This window comes from Actibacterium sp. MT2.3-13A (genome assembly GCF_018139985.1).
Taxonomy (GTDB): Bacteria; Pseudomonadota; Alphaproteobacteria; order Rhodobacterales; family Rhodobacteraceae; genus JAGSOU01.
The window spans coordinates 108,393-126,352 of sequence record NZ_JAGSOU010000007.1; the positions used below are offsets into that span (position 1 = coordinate 108,393).

The following is a 17,960-nucleotide window of genomic DNA, read 5'->3' on the forward strand; positions in this document are numbered from 1 at the left end:
ATGACCTATTCCATCGTTGCCCGCGACCCCGCGACCGGCCAGTTCGGCGTCGCCGTGGCCAGCCGCTTCTTCGCGGTGGGCTCGCTGGTGCCGCATGTCCGGGGCGGCAAATGCGCGGTGGCGACCCAGGCCTTCGTCAGCCCGCTCTGGGGGATCGAGGCGGCCGACCGGCTGGCGGCGGGCGCGCTGCCCGCCGATGTGCTGGCCGATCTGCTGGCCCGCGACGAGGGCCGCGACCAGCGCCAGATCCACATGATCGACGCGGCGGGCAACATCGCCGCCCACACCGGCGCGAAATGCATCGACTGGGCCGGCCAGGTGCAGGCCGAGGGCGTGTCGGTCGCCGGCAACATGCTGGCGGGCGGGCAGGTCATCGCCGACACGCTGGCCGCCTATCTCGACAACATGGACCTGCCCTTCGCCGAACGGCTGATGTGCGCGATGGAGGCGGGCGAGGCCGCAGGCGGCGACAAGCGCGGCAAGCAATCGGCCGCGCTGCGCATCCACCGCGGCGAGGATTACCCCTGGATCGACCTGCGCGCCGACGATCACCCCGATCCGCTGCCCGAGTTGCGCCGCCTCTACGAGGTGGCGCATCACCGCTACCTGTTCGTGGCCGACGCGATGCCGACGCGCGACAATTTCTCGGGCGTCACCGATCGCACCGAAATCGACCGCGCCATCGCGGAGGCAGACCGGCGCCGCGCCGCCGCCGGGGGGTGACTGTCGCCTGCGGGCGGCGGGCTTTCCTCCGCCCGGAAACTGGGCCAAGATGGCGCCGAACGCGCCGCCCGGGCTGGGCGGCGCCCGGGCTGGGCGGCGCCCCTCCCGGCGCCCCACATGCCCAGCAGGAAAGACCACGCGTGAAGAACGTCCACAGTGCCATGATCCTCGAAGTGCTCGAGGCCGAGATCGTCTCGGGCGAGATCGCTCCGGGGACCCGGCTGAACGAGGTCGCGCTGGCGCAGCGTTTCAACGTCTCTCGGACCCCGGTGCGCGAGGTGTTGCAGAACATCGTGTCGCGCTCGCTGGCCGAGAGGGTGCCGTTCAAGGGTGTCGTGGTGCGCGATTTCAACCCCGAGCGCATCCTCGCCATGTTCGAGGCGATGGCCGAGATCGAGGCGCTGTGCGGCGGCTTCGCGGCCGAGCGCATGGACGAGGCCGCGCTCGACCGGCTGGAGGCCGCCCATCGCGCGATGTCCGAAATGGCCTCGCACCGGGCGGCGAAGGAATACGAGGCCCTGAACAGCGAGTTCCACGCGCTGATCTTCCGGGGCGCGGGCAATGACGACCTCAGCCAGATGGCCTTCGACATGCGGCTTAAACTGGCGCCTTTCCGCAAGTCGCAGCTCTATCAGATCGACCGCATGCGGCGCTCGAACGCGGAGCACGCGCTGATCGTGCAGCTCTTGCGCGCACGCAACCGGCCGGGGGTGGAGGCGGCGCTGCGCCAGCATCTGCACGGCGCCGCCGAGGCCGTGCTGGCGCAGCGCCAGTGACGATCAGCCGAAGGCGGAGAGCAGCATCCGAACCGCGGTGATGCCCAGGAACAGGGCGAAGCCGCGCTTCACCCATTTCGCATCGAGATCATGGGCCAGCTTCGCCCCCACCGGCGCCAGCGCCGTGGTGAAGGGGATGATGATCAGCACCGCCGGCAGGCTGACATAGCCCGCCGACAGCGGCGGGCGGTCCGGCACGCCCAGCCCCGACAGCACGAAGCCCGCCACCGCCGGCAGCGCGATGATCAGGCCGAAGGCCGCCGCCGTGCCCACCGCCCGGTGGATGGGGAAGGAGAACGCTGCCAGCGTGGGCACGCCCAGCGTGCCGCCGCCGATCCCCATCAGCGAGGACACCAGCCCGATCGCGCCCGCGATCCCGACATTGGTGACCGGCGACTTGGGCAGGTCGTCGGAGACCACCAGCGTGCGCGGCGTGGCCAGGTTGACCGCCACCAGCAGCGCGACGAAGCCGAAGATCATTTTCAGCCCCGCCGGGTCGATGTAGCGCGCCACCAGCCCGCCGGCGAGCGCGCCCAGGCCGATCGGCACGCCCCATTTCTTGACCAGAGGGATGTCCACCGCCCCGCGCTTGTGATGCGCCCGCATCGACGAGATGGCGGTGAACACGATGGTGGCGAGCGAGGTCGCCACCGCCATGTGCATCGACAGCGTGTCGGGGAAGTCGATGAAAGTGAACAGCCAGAACAGCACCGGCACCAGAACGATGCCTCCGCCCACGCCCAGGAACCCGGCCATCAGCCCGGCCACGATGGCCGCGACCCCCAGTCCGAGGGCCAGCGGCAGGTAGGAAGCAATCTCGCTCATGTCGTTACCATCCGATCGTCTTTGGCAGCCAAGTGGCGATGCCGGGAATTGTATACAGTAGCACGAGAGCCATGGCCTGAATCGCGATGAAGGGCAAGACCCCGCGATAGATCATCGCGGTCGTAACCCCCTTCGGTGCCGCCCCCTTGAGGAAGAACAGCGCCCAGCCGAAGGGCGGCGTCAGGAAGGAGGTCTGCAGGTTCATCGCGATCAGCGCGGCCAGCCAGATCATGTCGGTCCCCTGCTCCTTGAAGAAAGGCAGCAGAAGCGGCAGCGCGATATAGCTGATCTCGATCCACTCTAGGAAAAAGCCGAGGACGAACAGCAGCACCATCAAAAAGATCAGCGCGCCGGTCTCGCCGCCGGGCAACAGCGCCAGCATGTCCTTGACCAGGTCCTCGCCATGCAGCCCGCGGAAGGCGATGGAAAAGACCTGCGCCGCGACCAGGATGAAGAAGATCATGGCCGAGATCCGCAGTGCGCCCTGCGCCGCCTCCCAGATCATGCCCCGGCTCAGCCGGCCGTAGAGCGCCGCGATGGCGATCGACAGCGCGGCACCGACGCCCGCGGCCTCGGTCGGCGCGGCCAGCCCGCCGATGATCGAGCCCAGCACGCCGCCGACCAGCAGCAGCGGCGGCGCCAGCGCCTTGACCGCGCGCGCGGCCAGCGGCCAGCCGGTCAGGCCGGCGCGCTCCTCGGCGGGGATGGCGGGCACCAGATGCGGCCGCAGTCTCCCGAGGATCAGGATGTAGACAATGTAGAGCCCGGCCAGCATCAGCCCCGGGATCATCGCCGCGGCGAACAGCGTGCCGACGCTTTCGCCCATGATGTCGGCCAGCAGGATCAGCACCAGCGAGGGCGGGATGATCTGCCCCAGCGTGCCCGAGGCGCAGATCGCCCCTGCCGCGACGCCGCCGTCATAGCCGCGCCGCAGAAGCACCGGCATGGTCAGCATGGTCAGTGTCACCACCGTGGCCCCCACGATCCCGGTCGAGGCGCCCATCAGCACGCCGACCACGATCAGCGCGATGGCCATGCCGCCGTTCAGCCGCCCCGAAAGTCGCCCGATCACCTCCAGCATGTCTTCGGCCACGCGGGATTTCTCCAGCATCACGCCCATGTAGACGAACAGCGGAATGGCCAGGAATTCGTATTTCGTCACCACCCCGTAGATGCGCGCGGGGCTGAGGTTGAACAGGAAATCGCCAAAGCCCATCCAGCCGAACAGGAAGCCGGCGGCGGCGATGCCGATGCCCACGGGCATGCCGATCAGGAGGAACAGCATGAAGCCCAGGATCATGCCGATCGCGAGAAGCTCTTCCATCGCTCAGCCCTCCCGGACCGGGCCGCGCAGGGCGGCGGCGTGGCGGATGGCGTTCGACAGGCATTGCAGCGCGAACAGGCCGAAGGCTGCGGGGATGACCGCCTTGAGCAGCCAGCGCGCGGGCAGCCCGCCCGGATCGGGCGAGCCCTCGCGGATCGAGAAGGCGCTGTCCACGAAGCCCAGCGAATATTTGATGAACAGCAGCGCGATCACCACGCCCAGGGACATAGACACCAGGTCCAGCAGGCTCCGGGTGCGGCGGGGCAGTCGGTCGTAGAGCATGTCCACGCGGACATGGCCGTTCTCCAGCATCAGCACCGAAATGCCCAGCAGGGCGGTGGGCAGCAGCAGGTGCCATTCCATCTCCTGCATCCAGACCGGGCTGGTGCCGATGACGTAGCGGCCCGCCACGTTGAAGAACACAAGTGCCACCATCGCCAGCAGCAGGATCGAGGCGATTTTGCCCGCGATCCGTGTCACCCTGTCGATGGTATCGGCCAAGCGCAGCGCGAAGTTCATTTCTGTCTCGTTTCTTTTCCGAAAATGCGGGCAGGCAGTGCGTGACCCGCGCTGCCTGCCGTTTCATTGCTGTCTTGCGATGGGGATCAGGCGTCGCGCAGCTGGCTGTGCCAGACCTGCTCGGAGGCCTGGGCCCAGATGTCGTGTTCCGCCTTGAAGGCGAAGTAGTTCTCCATCACCTTCTTGAACAGCGGATCGGCGGCGGCGAGTTCGGCGTAGACCGGCTCCATCTCGGCGCGCAGCTTCTCGACCACGTCCTTGGGCAGGGTCCGCAGCTCGGTGCCGTTGGCGGCGAATTCCTTCAGCGCGGCGGCGTTGTTGGCCTCGGCCCAGGAATGCGAGATCACGTTGCAGGCGGCCGCGGCGTTGGTGACGATGCCCTGCAGGTCCTCCGGCAGGCCGTCCCAGGCGGCCTTGTTGATGGCCAGTTCGGTCACCGTGGTCGGCTCGTGCCAGCCGGTGGTGTAGTAGTATTTGGCGGCCTTGTTCAGCCCGAGGATCTTGTCCTGAGCTGGGCCGACCCATTCGGCGGCGTCGATCACGCCGCGCTCCAGCGCCGGGAAGATCTCGCCGCCCGGCAGCAGTTTCACGTCGACGCCGATGCGGGCATAGGCCTTGGCGGCGAGGCCGGGGATGCGCAGGCGCAGGCCCTGCATGTCGTCGAGCGAATTGATCTCCTTGTTGAACCAGCCGGTCATCTGGACGCCGGTGGCGCCGATCGGCATGGCGACGAGACCCAGCGGCTCGTAGACCTCGTTCCACAGCTTTATGCCGTCGCCGATGTAGAACCAGGCGTTCTGGCCCTGGGTCGACATGCCGAAGGGCACGGCGCCGAAGAACTGCGCGGCGGGCACCTTGCCCGAGCCGAAGTAGCTGACCCAGCCGTTCATCTCGACGATGCCCTGACGCACCGCGTCGAAGCCTTCGAAGGCCGGGACCAGTTCGCCGGCGTGGTAGACCTGGATGTCCAGGCGGCCGTCCGACATCTTGCGCACCCGGTCGGCGAAATCGGTCAGCGAGCCGGGGCCGGTGGAATAGAAGGGCTGACCCGGCGGGAAGGCGGTGGTCATCTTCCACTTGATGGTGGTTGCGGCGCGGGCCACGGCGGGGGCCGACAGGGCGGCTGCCCCGGCGAGGCCCGTTGCGGTCATAAACTTGCGGCGATCCATGAGTGTCTCCATTTTGTATACGAGATGGCCAAACGTGACGGGTCCATCGGGGCCTGCGGGCTGGTTTGTATACAATATCAAGCGATCAAAAGACCGGCGCGCGGCTGGGCGGTGCTGAATTTTTGGTCGGAATCCTGGGGAAACGCCTGTCCCCTCACCCCTGCGTCAAGGCTGAGCTTGGGCCTCGGCGCCGCGCCGCGGCATGGGTGGGGAAAACGGAGGGAGCGATTCCATGACGCTTGCACAGCACAGCCGCTATGCCTTTTCGCCGATCACCGCGCGCCCGGATTTCAGCTGGCCGGGGGGCGCCCGGCTGGCGGTGTATCTGGGGATGAATATCGAATGTTTCGCCTTCGGCGCGGGACTGGGGGCCGAGCTGACTCCGGGCGGTCCGCAGCCGGACGTTCTGAACTACGCGTGGCGCGACTACGGCAACCGGGTGGGCGCCTGGCGCATGCTGGAGCTGTTCGACCGGCTGGAACTGCCCTGCACCGCGCTGGTCAACAGCCGGATCTACGACGTGGCGCCCGGCCTGGCCGAGGCCTTCCAGGCGCGTGGCGACGAGATCGCGGGGCATGGCCGGACCAACGCGGAGCGTCAGGGCATCTTGCCCGAGGCGGAGGAACGCGACCTGATCGTCGAGGCCACGCAGGTTCTGACCGAACGAACCGGCGCCGCACCCAAGGGCTGGCTGGGGCCGTGGATCTCGCAAAGCGCGGTCACGCCCGACCTTCTGCAGGAGGCCGGCTACGACTACCTGCTGGACTGGTGCCATGACGACCAGCCGACATGGATGGCCACGCGCGGCGGGCGCATCCTGTCGGTGCCCTATCCGCAGGAACTCAACGACATTCCCCAGATCGTCGGGCGCAGGCGCGAGGGGGCGGAGTTCGCCGACATGATCATCGACGCCTTCGACGTGATGGCCGAAGAAAGCGCCCGCCGCCCGCTGGTCATGGGCATCGCCCTGCACGGCTACCTGATGGGGCAGCCGCACCGGCTGAAGCATCTGGAGCGCGCGCTGCGCCATATCCGGCGGCAGGGCGGCGACCGCGTGTGGTGGACCACCGCAGGCGCGATCAGCGACCACCACCGCGCGCTGGGGCTGTAGTCACTGCGCCAGCGCCGCGCCGTCCGAGCGCGGGTCGCTCGCCGCCTCGCACAGCCCGTCGGGGTGGCGCACCACGGCGCCGGCATGGCCCATCAGGCTGGAGAAGGCCGGGACGGTCTCCACCTCGTGACCGGCGACGGCCAGCGCCTCGACCAGCGCGGGGTCCATGTTGCCCTCCAGTTTCAGGCTGGTGGTGTCGTCGCCCCAGGTCTTGCCCAGCAGCCAGCGCGGCGCGGTAACGGCCTGTTGCAGGGGCACGCCGAAATGGGCGTAGCGGGTGAAGACCGCGGCCTGCGTCTGCGGCTGGCCCTCGCCGCCCATCGTGCCATAGGCCATGACGCGGCCGTCCCGCAGTTCGGCCAGCGCGGGGTTGAGGGTGTGGAACGGCGTCTTCCCGGGGGCGAGTTGGTTCGGCCCCGGGGTGAGGTCGAAGCCCGCCCCGCGGTTCTGGAACACCACCCCGGTCTGCGGGCAGGTCAGGCCCGAGCCGAACTCCCAGAACACCGACTGGATGAAGCTGACGGCCGTGCCCTCGGCATCCACGGCGCCCATCCAGATTGTGTCGCCGGCCTTGGCCTCCTGCGGCCAGGGCAGGGCGCGTTCCGGGTCGATGGCGGCGGCCATCGCGTCGAGCCGCGCGTCGCTGAGCAGCCCTTGCGGGTCGCGGCGCATGGCGCGGGGGTCGCCCAACTCGGCGTTGCGGACGAGGAACGCCTGTTTGGTCGCCTCGACCAGCCCGTGGATATGGGCGAAGCTTTCGCCCTCGGTCACGCCCAGCCGGTCGAAGATGCCGAGGATCGCCAGCGACGACATGCCCTGCGTCGGCGGGATCATGTTGTAGAGGCGGCCGCGGCTGGTCTCGATCTCCAGCGGGCGCACGGTGCTGGCGCGGCAGGCGGCGAAATCCTCGTGCCGCAGCGGGCTGCCCTGCTCCTCGAGGAAGCGGGCATGTTCCGCCGCGATCTCGCCCCGGTAGAAGGCGTCGAGGCCGTTCTCGGCCAGATGGGCCAGCGTGTCGCCCAGTGCCGTCTGCACCAGCCGGGCGCCGGCGCGGGGCGCGGCGCCGTGGTCGAGGTAGATCCCGGCGAAGCCCGGCACGTCCTTCAGGCCGTCCAGCTTCTCCTCCGTGGTCTGCGCCTGGTTCAGGCTGACCGCGATCCCGTTCCGGGCCAGCCTGATGGCGGGGGCCAGCAGCTCTGACAGGGTCATGCGCCGGGCCACGGGCACGATCTCCAGCGCCGCCTGCCAGCCGCCGATGGTGCCGGGCACGGTCAGCGCGGCCAGCGGGCCGCGGGTGGGCAGGGCGCCGGTGATCCCTTGTCTTGCGTACCACGCCGGGGTGGCCAGCCCGGCGGCGGCGCCGCAGGCCGAGATGCCCACCGGGCGCTCGCCCGCCCGCTTGATGATCCAGAACCCGTCGCCGCCGATCCCGTTCATATGGGGATAGACCACGGCGATTGCGGCTGCGGCGGCCACCATGGCCTCGATCGCGGTGCCGCCGGCCTCCATGACGTCGGCGCCGATCTTGGCGGCGGTGCGGTGCGGCGCGGTCATCGCGTGGCTGAGGCCGAGGGCTGTCTCGATCATGGGTCTCTCCGGGTGACGAAAAATTGTATACAATTTCCCGTTTCATCCCCGGAGTGGCGCGCTCCTGTCAACCGCTTTCCGGGTGCCGGGGTGCATCCCCGGCGCGGTGCTGCACTTTGCCCACGCCGGCGGTCGGAAGATGGCGGCCGGGGCGGCCGCCATCCCGGCTCAGTTCCGTTTCAGCGCGTCCAGAAGTGCGGCGCCAAGCGCGCCGGTCTGGCCGCCGCCTGACGGGTTGCCCTTTGGGGCGGCCTGCATCGGCGCCTTGCGGCCGCGGCCACCCGCGCCCGCCGCGCCCCCCGGGGCGGCGTCGCGCGCGGCGCGGTCGGCGCGGGCCGAGGCGCCGCCGTCCTTGCGCATGCTCAGCCCGATGCGTTTGCGCGCCACGTCGACCTCGGTCACGCGCACCTTCACCACATCGCCCGCCTTGACCACCTCATGCGGGTCCTTGACGAAGCGGTCGGCCAGCTGGCTGACATGCACCAGCCCGTCCTGGTGCACGCCGATATCGACGAAGGCGCCGAAGGCCGCGACATTGGTGACCGTGCCCTCCAGCACCATGCCCGGGGTGAGATCCTTGATGTCCTCCACCCCCTCGGCGAAGGCGGCGGTGACGAAGCTCGGGCGCGGGTCGCGGCCGGGTTTCTCCAGCTCCGACAGGATGTCGCGCACCGTGGGCAGGCCGAAACTGTCATCGACGAAATCCTCGGCCCGCAGGCGGCGCAGCGCCGCCGTGTCGCCCATCAGCGCGCGGATGTCGCGCCCGCAGGCCTGCACGATCCGGCGCGCGACGCCATAGGCCTCGGGGTGGACGGCGGAGGCGTCCAGCGGCTCCTCGCCGTCGCGGATCCGCAGGAAGCCCGCGCATTGCTCGAACGCGCGGGGGCCGAGGCGGGCGACATCGAGCAGCCCCTTGCGGGAACGGAAGGCGCCATGCGCGTCGCGATGGGCGACGATGGCCTCGGCCAGCCCAGGCCCCAGCCCCGAGACATGCGCCAGCAGCGGCGCCGAGGCGGTGTTCAGATCGACGCCCACCGCGTTTACCGCGTCCTCTACCACCGCCTCCAGCGAGCGCGACAGGCGGTGCTGGTCGACGTCGTGCTGATACTGGCCGACGCCGATGGATTTCGGCTCGATCTTCACCAGCTCGGCCAGCGGGTCCTGAAGCCGCCGCGCGATCGAGACCGCGCCGCGCAGGCTGACGTCAAGATCGGGAAATTCCCGCGCCGCCAGTTCCGAGGCGGAATAGACCGAGGCGCCGGCCTCGGAGACCACGACCTTGGTCGGCGCCTTCGCCTCGCGCGGCAGCAGCTTCAGCGTTTCGCTGACCAGCCGCTCGGTCTCTCGGCTGGCGGTGCCGTTGCCAATGGCGATCAGTTCCACCCCGTGCGCCTTGATCAGGCGCAGGATGGCCTCCTGCGCGCCGCGCAGGTCGTTCTTGGGCTGGAAGGGATAGAGCGTTTCGGTCGCCACGACCTTGCCGGTCGCATCCACCACCGCGGCCTTGACGCCGGTGCGGATGCCCGGGTCGAGGCCCAGCGTCGCGCGCGGGCCCGCGGGCGCGGCCAGCAGCAGATCCTTGAGGTTGCGGGCGAAGACCTGGATGGCTTCCTCCTGCGCGCGGGCGCGCAGGTCGCCCATCAGGTCGATCATCATCGACAGGCTCAGCTTCACCCGCCAGGTCCAGCCGGCCACCTGCCGCAGCCAGGCGTCGCCCGGCCCCTCGCCGCGGGCCTCGAGCCGGGCGGCGACCATCGCCTCGGCGCGCGCCGCGCCGGTTTCGGGGTCGGGCGCGATGTCCAGCGTCACCACGCCCTCCTTCGAGGCGCGCATCATCGCCAGCGCCCGGTGCGAGGGCACGTTGGCCCACAGTTCGCGGTGGTCGAAATAGTCGGAGAATTTCGCACCGCTCTGCTCCTGCCCGGCGATCACCTTGGCGCTCAGGAACGCCTCCTTGTGCAGGAAGGCGCGCAGATCGCCCAGCAGCCCGGCGTTTTCCGACAGTTGCTCGGCCAGGATGTCGCGCGCGCCGTTCAGCGCGTCCTTGACCGTGGGGACGGCCTCGGTGACGAAGCCCTCGGCCAGCGCCTCGGGCGCGGCGGAACGGTCGGCGAGGATCGCCTCGACCAGCGGCTCCAGCCCGTTCTCGCGCGCGATCATCGCCTTGGTGCGGCGCTTGGGCTTGTAGGGGAGGTAGATGTCCTCCAGCTCGGCCTTGGTGGCGGCGCGGGCGATGGAGCGCTCCAGGTCCCCGGTCAGCTTGCCCTGATCCCTGATCGATTCGAGGATGCTCGCCCGCCGTGCGTCGAGTTCGCGCAGGTAGACCACGCGGTCGGCCAGCAGGCGCAGCTGGCTGTCGTCGAGCCCCCCGGTGACCTCCTTGCGGTAGCGCGCGATGAAGGGCACGGTCGCCCCCTCGTCGAGCAGCGTCACCGCCGCGCTGACCTGTTCGGGGCGCGCGCCGATCTCTGTGGCGATGGTCTGGGCAATGCGGCGTGCGGGGTCCAAGGCGTCTCCTCCGGTCTGATGGGAGACCCTTCTTAGCCACGCCGTGCGGGGCCGCCAAGGGGGCAGATCGGCGGTTTCCCGCGCGGGCGCCGGCGGCGCGCTGCCGCCCTACGCGTTCCCCGCCGCGCGCGCCAGCAGCTTGCGCGCGCGCTCGTAGACGGGGCGGTCGACCATCCGGCCGTCCACGGTCACGACGCCGCCGCCGGCCTCGAAGGCCGCGACCACGCGCCCGGCCCAGTCGCGATCCTCGTCGCGGACGCCGAAGCAGCGGTTGAGCGGCGCGATCTGCGCAGGGTGGATGCAGAAGCCCCCCACCGCGCCGTCCGCCGCCGCCCCGGCCAGCGGCGCGGCGAAGCCGTCGAGGTCGCGGAACTCGGCGATCGAGCCGGGATAGCCGAGGCAGGGCAGGCCCAGCCCGTGCGCGGCAAGCACGAGGTCGTGGAATTGCCGCCGGATCAGGCCGGAGCCGGTCGCGGCAGCCAGTTCGGCGGCCAGATCCTCGACCCCCAGCGCCAGGGCGGCGAGGCGGGAATGGGCGCGCCGCGGCCCGGCCGCCGCGAAGGCGGCGATTGCGGCGGGATCCTCGATCAGGGCGACGAGGGCGGGACCCTGCGCCCCGGCGCGGCGGTCGATCATCTCGCCGACCAGCGCGGCATGGGTCAGATCGCGGCTCTTGGCCAGGATGATGGCCGCGGTGCCGGCGGGCGCGGCCGCGATGTCGGCGACGGTTTCTTCCAGTTCCGAATTCACGCGGAGCCACAGCGGCTTGCCGGCCTCCAGCAGGGGCGCCGCGGTGTCGGCCAGCACCGCCCGCGCGGCGGGCTTGCGGTCCGGCGCCACGCCGTCCTCGAGGTCGAGACAGATCGCGTCGGCGGCCGATCCCGCCGCCTTGACCGCCAGTTCCGGCCGGTCGGCGGGCACGAAGAGGATGGACCGCATCGGGAACAGGGTCATCGGAAGGTCGCCTCCGCGGTCATCGCCAGCGCCCCGCCCGGCGCCGTGGCCCAGAGATCGGCCCCCTCCGGCCCCCTGCGGACAGAGATCGTGAAGGGCGCGGTGTCGAACAGCGGGCTGACCGCCCGGAAGCCGAAGGCGGCCAGCGGCCGGCCCGCGGCGCGTTGCGCCAGGTCGGCCAGCAGCGTCGCGGTCAGCGGGCCGTGAAAGACGAGACCGGGATAGCCTTCGACGTCGCGGCAATAGTCGCGGTCATAGTGGATGCGATGCCCGTTGAAGGTGACTGCCGAATAGCGGAACAGCATGACCGGGCTCGGCGTGATCTCTTCGGTCAGGTCGGCGCCCTCGGGGGCCGCCGGGGGGGTCGGCCGGGGGGCATCGGGGGCGGGATCGTCGCGGTAGACGATATCGTGTTCCTCGCGCAGCCTGAGCTGGCCGGCGACGGACAGGGAATGGGTGACGGTGACGAAGCAGAGCGCGCCGCTCTTGCCCTGTTTGCTGCGGATGCTGGTGATCTCGGAACGTTTCTCGACAGGCTCGCCCAGGCGCAGGTCGCCGTGGAATTCGAACCGCCCGCCCGCCCACATCCGGCGCGGCAGCGCGACCGGCGGCAGGAAGCCGCCGCGGGCCGGGTGGCCGTCCCGGCCGAGCCCGGCCAGGGGCACGGCCGTCGGGAAATAGAGCCAATGCCAGAGCGGCGGCAGGATGTCGCCCTCCTCCAGGGCGCTGCCGGCCGGCAGGATGCTGGCCATCATCCGCGCCGGGCGCGGGTCCAGCACGTCGGTCGCGGTCTCGCTGCGGCCGATCCACCGGTCGAGGTCTTGCGTGGCTTCAGTCATCGCTTTCTCCGAATTCGGCGCGGATGGCGGCGGTGTCGCGGCCGATCGCGGGGGCGGGCGGCAGGGGCGCGCGCGGATGGTCGGCCCAGATCGCCGGCGCGGCCGGGATGGTCAGGGTGTCGCCCTGCGAGGTGGTGACGCAGCGCCGGCGCAGCGCCAGGTGGTGCGACAGCTCCGGCACGCCGTTGACCGCGCCGAAGGCGATGCGTGCCGCAGCCAGCCGCTCGCGGAAGGTGGCCGCGTCGATGCCGGTGGTCACGGCGTGGATCTCGGCGTCCATCGCGTCGCGGTGGGCCACGCGCGCGGTGTTGCTGTCATAGCGCGGATCGGTGGCGATGTCCGGCCTCCGCAGCACCTCGGCGCAGAAGGCCACCCACTCGCGCTCGTTCTGGATCGACAGGATGGTCAGCGCCCCGTCCGAGGTGGGATAGGCGCCGTAGGGCGCAATCGAGGGGTGTCGCAGCCCCTGGCGGGTGGGGGCGCCGGCGCCGTAGTCGTGATGGACCAGCGGCACGGTCATCCATTCCGCCGCCACGTCGAACAGCGAGACCTTCAGCGACGCGCCCTCGCCGCTGCGCTCGCGCAGCAGCAGCGCCTCGGTGATCGCGGCATAGGCGGCCATGCCCGCGCCGATGTCGCAGACCGACACGCCGACTCGGCCCAGTTCGTTCTCGCCGCCCGAGATGGCGACCAGGCCGCTTTCGGCCTGGATCAGGAAATCATAGGCCTTCAGATGCGCGACCGCCGGATCCTCGCCATAGCCGGAGATGTCGCAGGTGATCAGCCGCGGGTAGCGTCGGCGCAGGCTCTCCGAGCCCAGGCCGAGGCGCTCCGTCGCGCCGGGGGCGAGGTTCTGCACGAACACGTCGGCCTGCGCCAGCATGCTTTGCAGGATCGCCCGGTCGGCGCTGTCCTTGATGTCCAGAACCACCGATTCCTTGCCCTGGTTGGTCCAGACGAAATACGAGCTGTCGCCCTGCGCCGCGTCGTCGTAGCCGCGCGCGAAATCGCCCTCGGGGCGCTCGATCTTGATCACCCGCGCGCCGGCGTCGGCCAGCCGCGAGGTGCACAGCGGCGCCGCCACGGCCTGTTCCAGCGCGACGACGGTATATCCCTCCATCGGTAGCATCAGAAACTCCGCGGCAGGCCCAGCGCGTGGGTCGCGATGTGGCTGAGGATCAGGTTGGTCGAGATCGGTGCGGTGCGGTAGAGCCGGGTCTCGCGGAACTTCCGCTCGATATGGTATTCGCGGGAGAAGGCGAAGCCGCCGAAGGTCTGCATGGCCACGTCGCCGGCCTTCCAACTGGCCTCGGCGGCGAGGTGCTTGGCGATGTTGGCCTCGGTGCCGCAGGGCCGGCCGGCGTCGAACAGGCGGGCGGCGTGTTCGACCATCAGCGCCGCGGCCGAGGTGTCGGCAAAACAGCTGGCGATCGGGAACTGGATGCCCTGGTTGGCGCCGATCGGGCGGCCGAACACCACCCGCTCATTGGCGTAGGCGGTGGCCTTTTCGATGAAATAGCGCGCGTCTCCGATGCATTCGGCCGCGATCAGGATGCGCTCGGCGTTCATGCCGTCCAGCACCACCTTGAAGCCCTCGCCCTCGGCCCCCAGCAGGTTTTCCGCCGGCACCATCAGGTCGTCGAAGAACAACTCGCAGGCGTGGTGGTTGATCATCGCCTTGATCGGGCGCACGGTCAGGCCGTTGCCGATCGCTGCGCGCAGATCGACGATGAAGGCAGACATGCCCTGGGACTTCTTCGCGCATTGCTCGCGCGGGGTGGTGCGCGCCAGCAGCACCATGAGATCGGAATGTTCGACCCGGCTGATCCAGACCTTCTGGCCGTTTACCCGGTAATGGTCGCCGTCGCGCACCGCGGTTGTCTTGAGGTTGGTGGTGTCGGTGCCGGTGGTCGGCTCGGTCACGCCGAAGCTTTGCAGGCGCAGCTCTCCCGAGGCGATCTTGGGCAGATAGGCCCGTTTCTGTGCGTCCGAGCCGTGCCGCAGCACCGCGCCCATCACATACATCTGCGCGTGGCAGGCGCCCGGATGGCCGCCGCTGCGGCTGACCTCTTCGAGGATGGCACAGGATTCCACCAGCCCGAGCCCGGCGCCGCCGTATTCCTCGGGGATCAGGGCGGAGAGGAACCCGGCCTCGGTCAGCGCTTTCACGAAATCGGTCGGGTAGCCGCCGGTTTCATCCAACTCGCGCCAATAGTCCTCGCCGAACCCGGCGCAAAGCTGCGCCACGGCGCGGCGGATATCCTCAAGCTCACCTTCGGACATGCTGTCCCTCCGTTATTGCTGCGGGTGACAATAATGCGGTCAGGGGATTGACGAAAATTTCAAAATAATTGGAAAACCGTTCGAAAATATGGAACGGTTCCGGATGTCCCACCGCAAGCTGCCCCCGCTCAACTCCGTCCGCACCTTCGAATCCGCGGCCCGCACCGGCGGGGTGCGCGCCGCCGCGCAGGAACTCAACGTCAGCCAGTCCGCGGTCAGCCGCCATATCGCGATCCTCGAGGAATATCTCCAGACGCCGCTTTTCGTGCGCAGCGGCCGGCGGCTGGTGCTGACCGATGCCGGGCGCGAATACCTGCAACAGCTCGAGCCCGCGCTGGACAGCATCGCCCGCGCCAGCCTGCGCGCCACCAGCGTCAAGCCGCGCGAGAGGCTCAGCGTGTCGGCGCCGCCCAGCTTCATCAGCAACTGGATCCTGCCGCGGCTGAGCGGTTTTCTCGAACAGCACCCCGAGATCGAACTGCGGCTGGTGGACCGGATGACCTTTCCCGAATCCGGGGAGGACGTGGATTGCGCCATCGAATACCGGATCGACACCTCGCCGCGGCTGCGCTCCGAGGCGCTGATGTCGGACGAGATCGTGCCGATGGCGGCGCCGGACTACATCTCGCGCTTCGCGATCCGGGGGCTGGACGATCTGTCGGTCTGCACCCTGATCGAGACCGAGCGCCGGCTGGTGTCCTGGTCCGATATCCTGCCCGCCGCCACAGCGCGCGCCCGGCCGCGGATCCTGACGCTGAGCCTGTCGGTCCATGCGCTTGAGGCTGCGCGGCAGGGCTATGGCGTGGCCCTGGCCAACCGCCACAACGCCAGCCGGCTGGTGCGGTCGGGCGAGTTGCGCGTCCCGTTCCTGCTGGACCAGGCCCATCTGCCGCCGCGCCCGCGCTATTACTATTCGGTCCCGCCCAACCGCAGATCGGAGAAGGAGCGCGCCTTCCGCGACTGGCTGGACCGCGAGATCGCCCGCGCCTAGTCCGGCTTCGACCGAAGGAACAGCAGCCTGAAGACGATCGGCGAGATCATGACCGCCACGGAGATGCGGGCAATGTGGTGGACCGCGACGAAGACCGGGTCCTCGCCGAGGGAGATGGAGATCAGGCTCATCTCAGCCAGGCCGCCGGGGGCGAAGGAGATGAACAGCAGCGGGACATGCATGCCGAACAGCTGTTTGAGGGCCAGCGCGGAAAGCGCCGCGATGCCGAGCGACGAGCAGAGCGCCAAAAAGCCGCTCGCCAGGCCGCGCAACAGCGCCGAGCCGGTCAGCCCCTTGAACCGCGACCCCAGAACCGCGCCGATCGCCAACTGCGAGACCTTGACCAGTTCGCCGGGGACCTGGGCCGCGGTGATGCCGGTGGCGTGCAGCAAGGTGCTGAGCAGGAACGGGCCCACCATGATCCCCGCGGGCAGCCGGAGACGGGTCGAAACGCCGGCGCCGACAATCGCGGCGGCGGCAAGCAGCGCGACGTCCACGAGTGTCAGGGCGTGCGCGCCGGTTTCCATCACCACTCCGGCCGCGCTGCCGACCGCGTTGCCCAGCGCCAGCGACAGGATGGCCGGCACCGTCAGAACCGCCAGCGTCACCCGCACGAAATGCTGCATCGCCATGCTGGTGCCGTTGCCGCCGTAGGACTCTCCGATCAGCACGGCCTCCACCAGCCCGCCGGGGCTGGCCGCGAAATAGGCGGTGGTGCGGTCATAGCCGGCGACCTTTCGCAGGACATAGGTGTTCACCAGCTGGATCAGCATCGCGACGGGGCCGATGGCCAGCAGGCTGGGCCACCAGGTCAGCATCTGGTCGAGGATATCGGGCGACACGCGCGCGCCGATCATCAGGCCGATGATCGGGACGAAGACGAGCCGCGTATGCCGGGGCATGGCCATCGGCTGTCCCATCACCGTGAGCCCGGCAATCGCGGCGGCGGCGGTGAACAGAAGCGGGCCCAGCATCCACGGCAGCGGCAGGCCGATCTGTTGCGCGGCGAAGGCTCCGATCAATGCGGTGAAGGCTGTTGCGAGCTGTCCGATCATGTGTCTGGCAATTCTCTGTCGCCCGCGCCGGGGGCCTTGGCGCCGGTCGGGATTGAGGGGTCTGATGCCTGTGCGGCAATACCGGATGTCGGAGGGCGACTGCCAGAGGTATTGTCCAACGTTCCTGCATACGAAAAAATGTTCCAAGAAAATTGCATTCTCCGTGGCCCCCCGTTTATCCATGCATTGCAGTAGGTAAGGGGGCGGCGGTGGGTGCATTCCCAGGCGAATTCATGGCTCTCGGCGCTGCGTTTGCGTTCGCTGCGGCCAATTTCTGCGTCTCGCAGACGACCCGTTCCGGCGGCGACAAGGGGACGGTGTTCTCGGTGCTGGTGACGCTGGTGATGTCTGCCGGCGTCTGGCTGGCTGGGGGCGCGGGCGGGATCGAAGGGGGCGACCCGCTGGCCGGGGTGCTCTGGTTCGCGGTTGCCGGGGTCGCGGCCATGGTGCTGGGGCGGACGCTTCTGTTCAGTTCGGTCCGGCAGTTGGGCGTGGCGCGCTCGTCGGCGGTGAAGCGCCTCAACCCGTTCTTTTCGGTGCTGCTGGCGTCGCTCCTGCTGGGAGAGGCGCTGACCGGCGGGGAGCTTGCGGGGGTCGTGCTGATCGCGCTGTCCTTCGGGCTGCTGATCCACGAGGCGCTGAGCCGGAGCGGGGACCGCGAGGCTCGGTCGATCCCGGCCTACGGGGTGGGCGTCGCGGCGGCGCTGTCCTACGCCTTTGCCTATGTCGCGCGCAAATACGGGCTTGCCGCGATGGACTCGCCGGCGTTGGGCACCTTCATCTCGGCGCTCAGCGGGCTTCTGGCCTTCGCGGTCATCGCCTGTTTTTCCCAGCGCTACCGGGCGAGTTTCCTGGGCATGTTCGCCTTTCTCGACCGCTGGGTGGTGGCGGCGTCGATCCTGATGTCCGCGGGGCAGATCCTGTTTTTCGCGGCGCTGGCCGTGGCCGAGGTTTCAACCGTCGCGATGATCGGCTCCGTGGAGATCTTCATCGCGATGTTCCTGTCCTCAGTCGTCTTCCGGTCCGAGCCCATCCCGTCGCTGCGGGTGCTGGTGGCGGCGGGTTTCGCGATGGTGGGCGTGATTTTCGTCGCTATCGGATAGCTAGCTGAGGGCCCTGTCAGCGAAAAAATATCTAGCAAGGTGCTAAAAAATGTTCCCCTATATGGACCGACGTCTCATTGACGGCGTGGCGATATTATCCTTTAATCTTCTCAATCCTGCTGCATCGAAGACTCAAGGGAAAAGGGTGGGTCCGGCAAGTGCGAGGCCTGTTGCGACGGGCAGGCAGGACAGC

At 69.3% G+C, this 17,960-nt stretch carries 16 protein-coding genes; 5 read left to right on the plus strand and 11 right to left on the minus strand.

Features of this window, described 5'->3' with window-relative positions; all coding sequences use genetic code 11:
* Both KCI33_RS08390 and KCI33_RS08395 read left to right on the plus strand, forming a co-directional pair.
* Nucleotides 1-723, plus strand: a complete 723-nt coding sequence (locus tag KCI33_RS08390; RefSeq protein ID WP_212524331.1) for a DUF1028 domain-containing protein — start codon at nt 1-3, stop codon at nt 721-723.
* Nucleotides 724-863: 140 nt separating this feature from the next.
* Entirely contained in the window at nt 864-1,499 is a 636-nt protein-coding gene (locus tag KCI33_RS08395; protein WP_349252193.1) for a GntR family transcriptional regulator, read from the plus strand.
* A 3-nt stretch (nt 1,500-1,502) separates the two neighbouring features.
* Here the strand turns inward: KCI33_RS08395 and KCI33_RS08400 are convergent, their stop codons facing one another.
* The 4 genes from KCI33_RS08400 to KCI33_RS08415 form a co-directional block, all read right to left on the minus strand.
* The gene (locus tag KCI33_RS08400; protein ID WP_212524332.1) at nt 1,503-2,324 is read right to left on the minus strand and encodes a sulfite exporter TauE/SafE family protein; all 822 of its coding nucleotides are present in this window, start codon (nt 2,322-2,324) and stop codon (nt 1,503-1,505) included.
* Nucleotides 2,325-2,328: 4 nt separating this feature from the next.
* On the minus strand, nt 2,329-3,648 hold the full coding sequence (locus KCI33_RS08405; RefSeq protein ID WP_212524333.1) for a TRAP transporter large permease subunit: 1,320 nt from the start codon (nt 3,646-3,648) through the stop codon (nt 2,329-2,331).
* 3 nt (nt 3,649-3,651) lie between these two features.
* Nucleotides 3,652-4,167 carry a TRAP transporter small permease subunit gene (locus tag KCI33_RS08410; protein WP_212524334.1) on the minus strand — a complete coding sequence of 172 codons (516 nt, stop codon included), beginning with the start codon at nt 4,165-4,167 and terminating at the stop codon, nt 3,652-3,654.
* Nucleotides 4,168-4,253: 86 nt separating this feature from the next.
* On the minus strand, nt 4,254-5,336 hold the full coding sequence (locus tag KCI33_RS08415; RefSeq protein ID WP_212524335.1) for a TRAP transporter substrate-binding protein: 1,083 nt from the start codon (nt 5,334-5,336) through the stop codon (nt 4,254-4,256).
* A 232-nt stretch (nt 5,337-5,568) separates the two neighbouring features.
* Here KCI33_RS08415 and KCI33_RS08420 point away from each other — a divergent pair, with 232 nt between their 5' ends.
* Nucleotides 5,569-6,447 carry a polysaccharide deacetylase family protein gene (locus KCI33_RS08420; protein ID WP_212524336.1) on the plus strand — a complete coding sequence of 293 codons (879 nt, stop codon included), beginning with the start codon at nt 5,569-5,571 and terminating at the stop codon, nt 6,445-6,447.
* Here KCI33_RS08420 and KCI33_RS08425 read toward each other — a convergent pair whose 3' ends face one another.
* From KCI33_RS08425 to KCI33_RS08450, 6 genes are all read right to left on the minus strand, one after another.
* The gene (locus KCI33_RS08425) at nt 6,448-8,034 is read right to left on the minus strand and encodes a gamma-glutamyltransferase family protein (protein ID WP_212524337.1); all 1,587 of its coding nucleotides are present in this window, start codon (nt 8,032-8,034) and stop codon (nt 6,448-6,450) included.
* 168 nt (nt 8,035-8,202) lie between these two features.
* Nucleotides 8,203-10,542: a Tex family protein gene (locus KCI33_RS08430; protein ID WP_212524338.1), complete on the minus strand. Its 2,340-nt coding sequence runs from the start codon at nt 10,540-10,542 to the stop codon at nt 8,203-8,205.
* 108 nt (nt 10,543-10,650) lie between these two features.
* Nucleotides 10,651-11,496, minus strand: coding sequence for an aldolase/citrate lyase family protein (locus KCI33_RS08435; RefSeq protein WP_212524339.1), 846 nt, complete (start codon nt 11,494-11,496; stop codon nt 10,651-10,653).
* Nucleotides 11,493-12,335 (minus strand): MaoC family dehydratase N-terminal domain-containing protein, encoded by an 843-nt coding sequence (locus KCI33_RS08440; RefSeq protein WP_212524340.1) that lies wholly within the window; start codon nt 12,333-12,335, stop codon nt 11,493-11,495. The genes KCI33_RS08435 and KCI33_RS08440 overlap by 4 nt, the downstream gene beginning before the upstream one ends.
* Nucleotides 12,328-13,464: a CaiB/BaiF CoA-transferase family protein gene (locus tag KCI33_RS08445; RefSeq protein WP_212524341.1), complete on the minus strand. Its 1,137-nt coding sequence runs from the start codon at nt 13,462-13,464 to the stop codon at nt 12,328-12,330. Before KCI33_RS08445 ends, KCI33_RS08440 begins: the two co-directional genes overlap by 8 nt.
* A complete protein-coding gene (locus KCI33_RS08450; protein ID WP_212524342.1) occupies nt 13,464-14,618 on the minus strand; it encodes an acyl-CoA dehydrogenase family protein in 1,155 nt (384 codons plus the stop codon). The genes KCI33_RS08445 and KCI33_RS08450 overlap by 1 nt, the downstream gene beginning before the upstream one ends.
* Before the next feature lie 103 nt (nt 14,619-14,721).
* Here KCI33_RS08450 and KCI33_RS08455 point away from each other — a divergent pair, with 103 nt between their 5' ends.
* Nucleotides 14,722-15,609, plus strand: a complete 888-nt coding sequence (locus KCI33_RS08455; RefSeq protein ID WP_212524343.1) for a LysR substrate-binding domain-containing protein — start codon at nt 14,722-14,724, stop codon at nt 15,607-15,609.
* On the opposite strand, the gene KCI33_RS08460 is transcribed toward KCI33_RS08455, so the two are convergent.
* Nucleotides 15,606-16,664: an AbrB family transcriptional regulator gene (locus KCI33_RS08460; RefSeq protein WP_212524344.1), complete on the minus strand. Its 1,059-nt coding sequence runs from the start codon at nt 16,662-16,664 to the stop codon at nt 15,606-15,608. The genes KCI33_RS08455 and KCI33_RS08460 overlap by 4 nt on opposite strands.
* A 233-nt stretch (nt 16,665-16,897) precedes the next feature.
* Here KCI33_RS08460 and KCI33_RS08465 point away from each other — a divergent pair, with 233 nt between their 5' ends.
* Nucleotides 16,898-17,767 (plus strand): DMT family transporter, encoded by an 870-nt coding sequence (locus tag KCI33_RS08465; protein WP_212524345.1) that lies wholly within the window; start codon nt 16,898-16,900, stop codon nt 17,765-17,767.
* Nucleotides 17,768-17,960 lie beyond the last annotated feature (193 nt).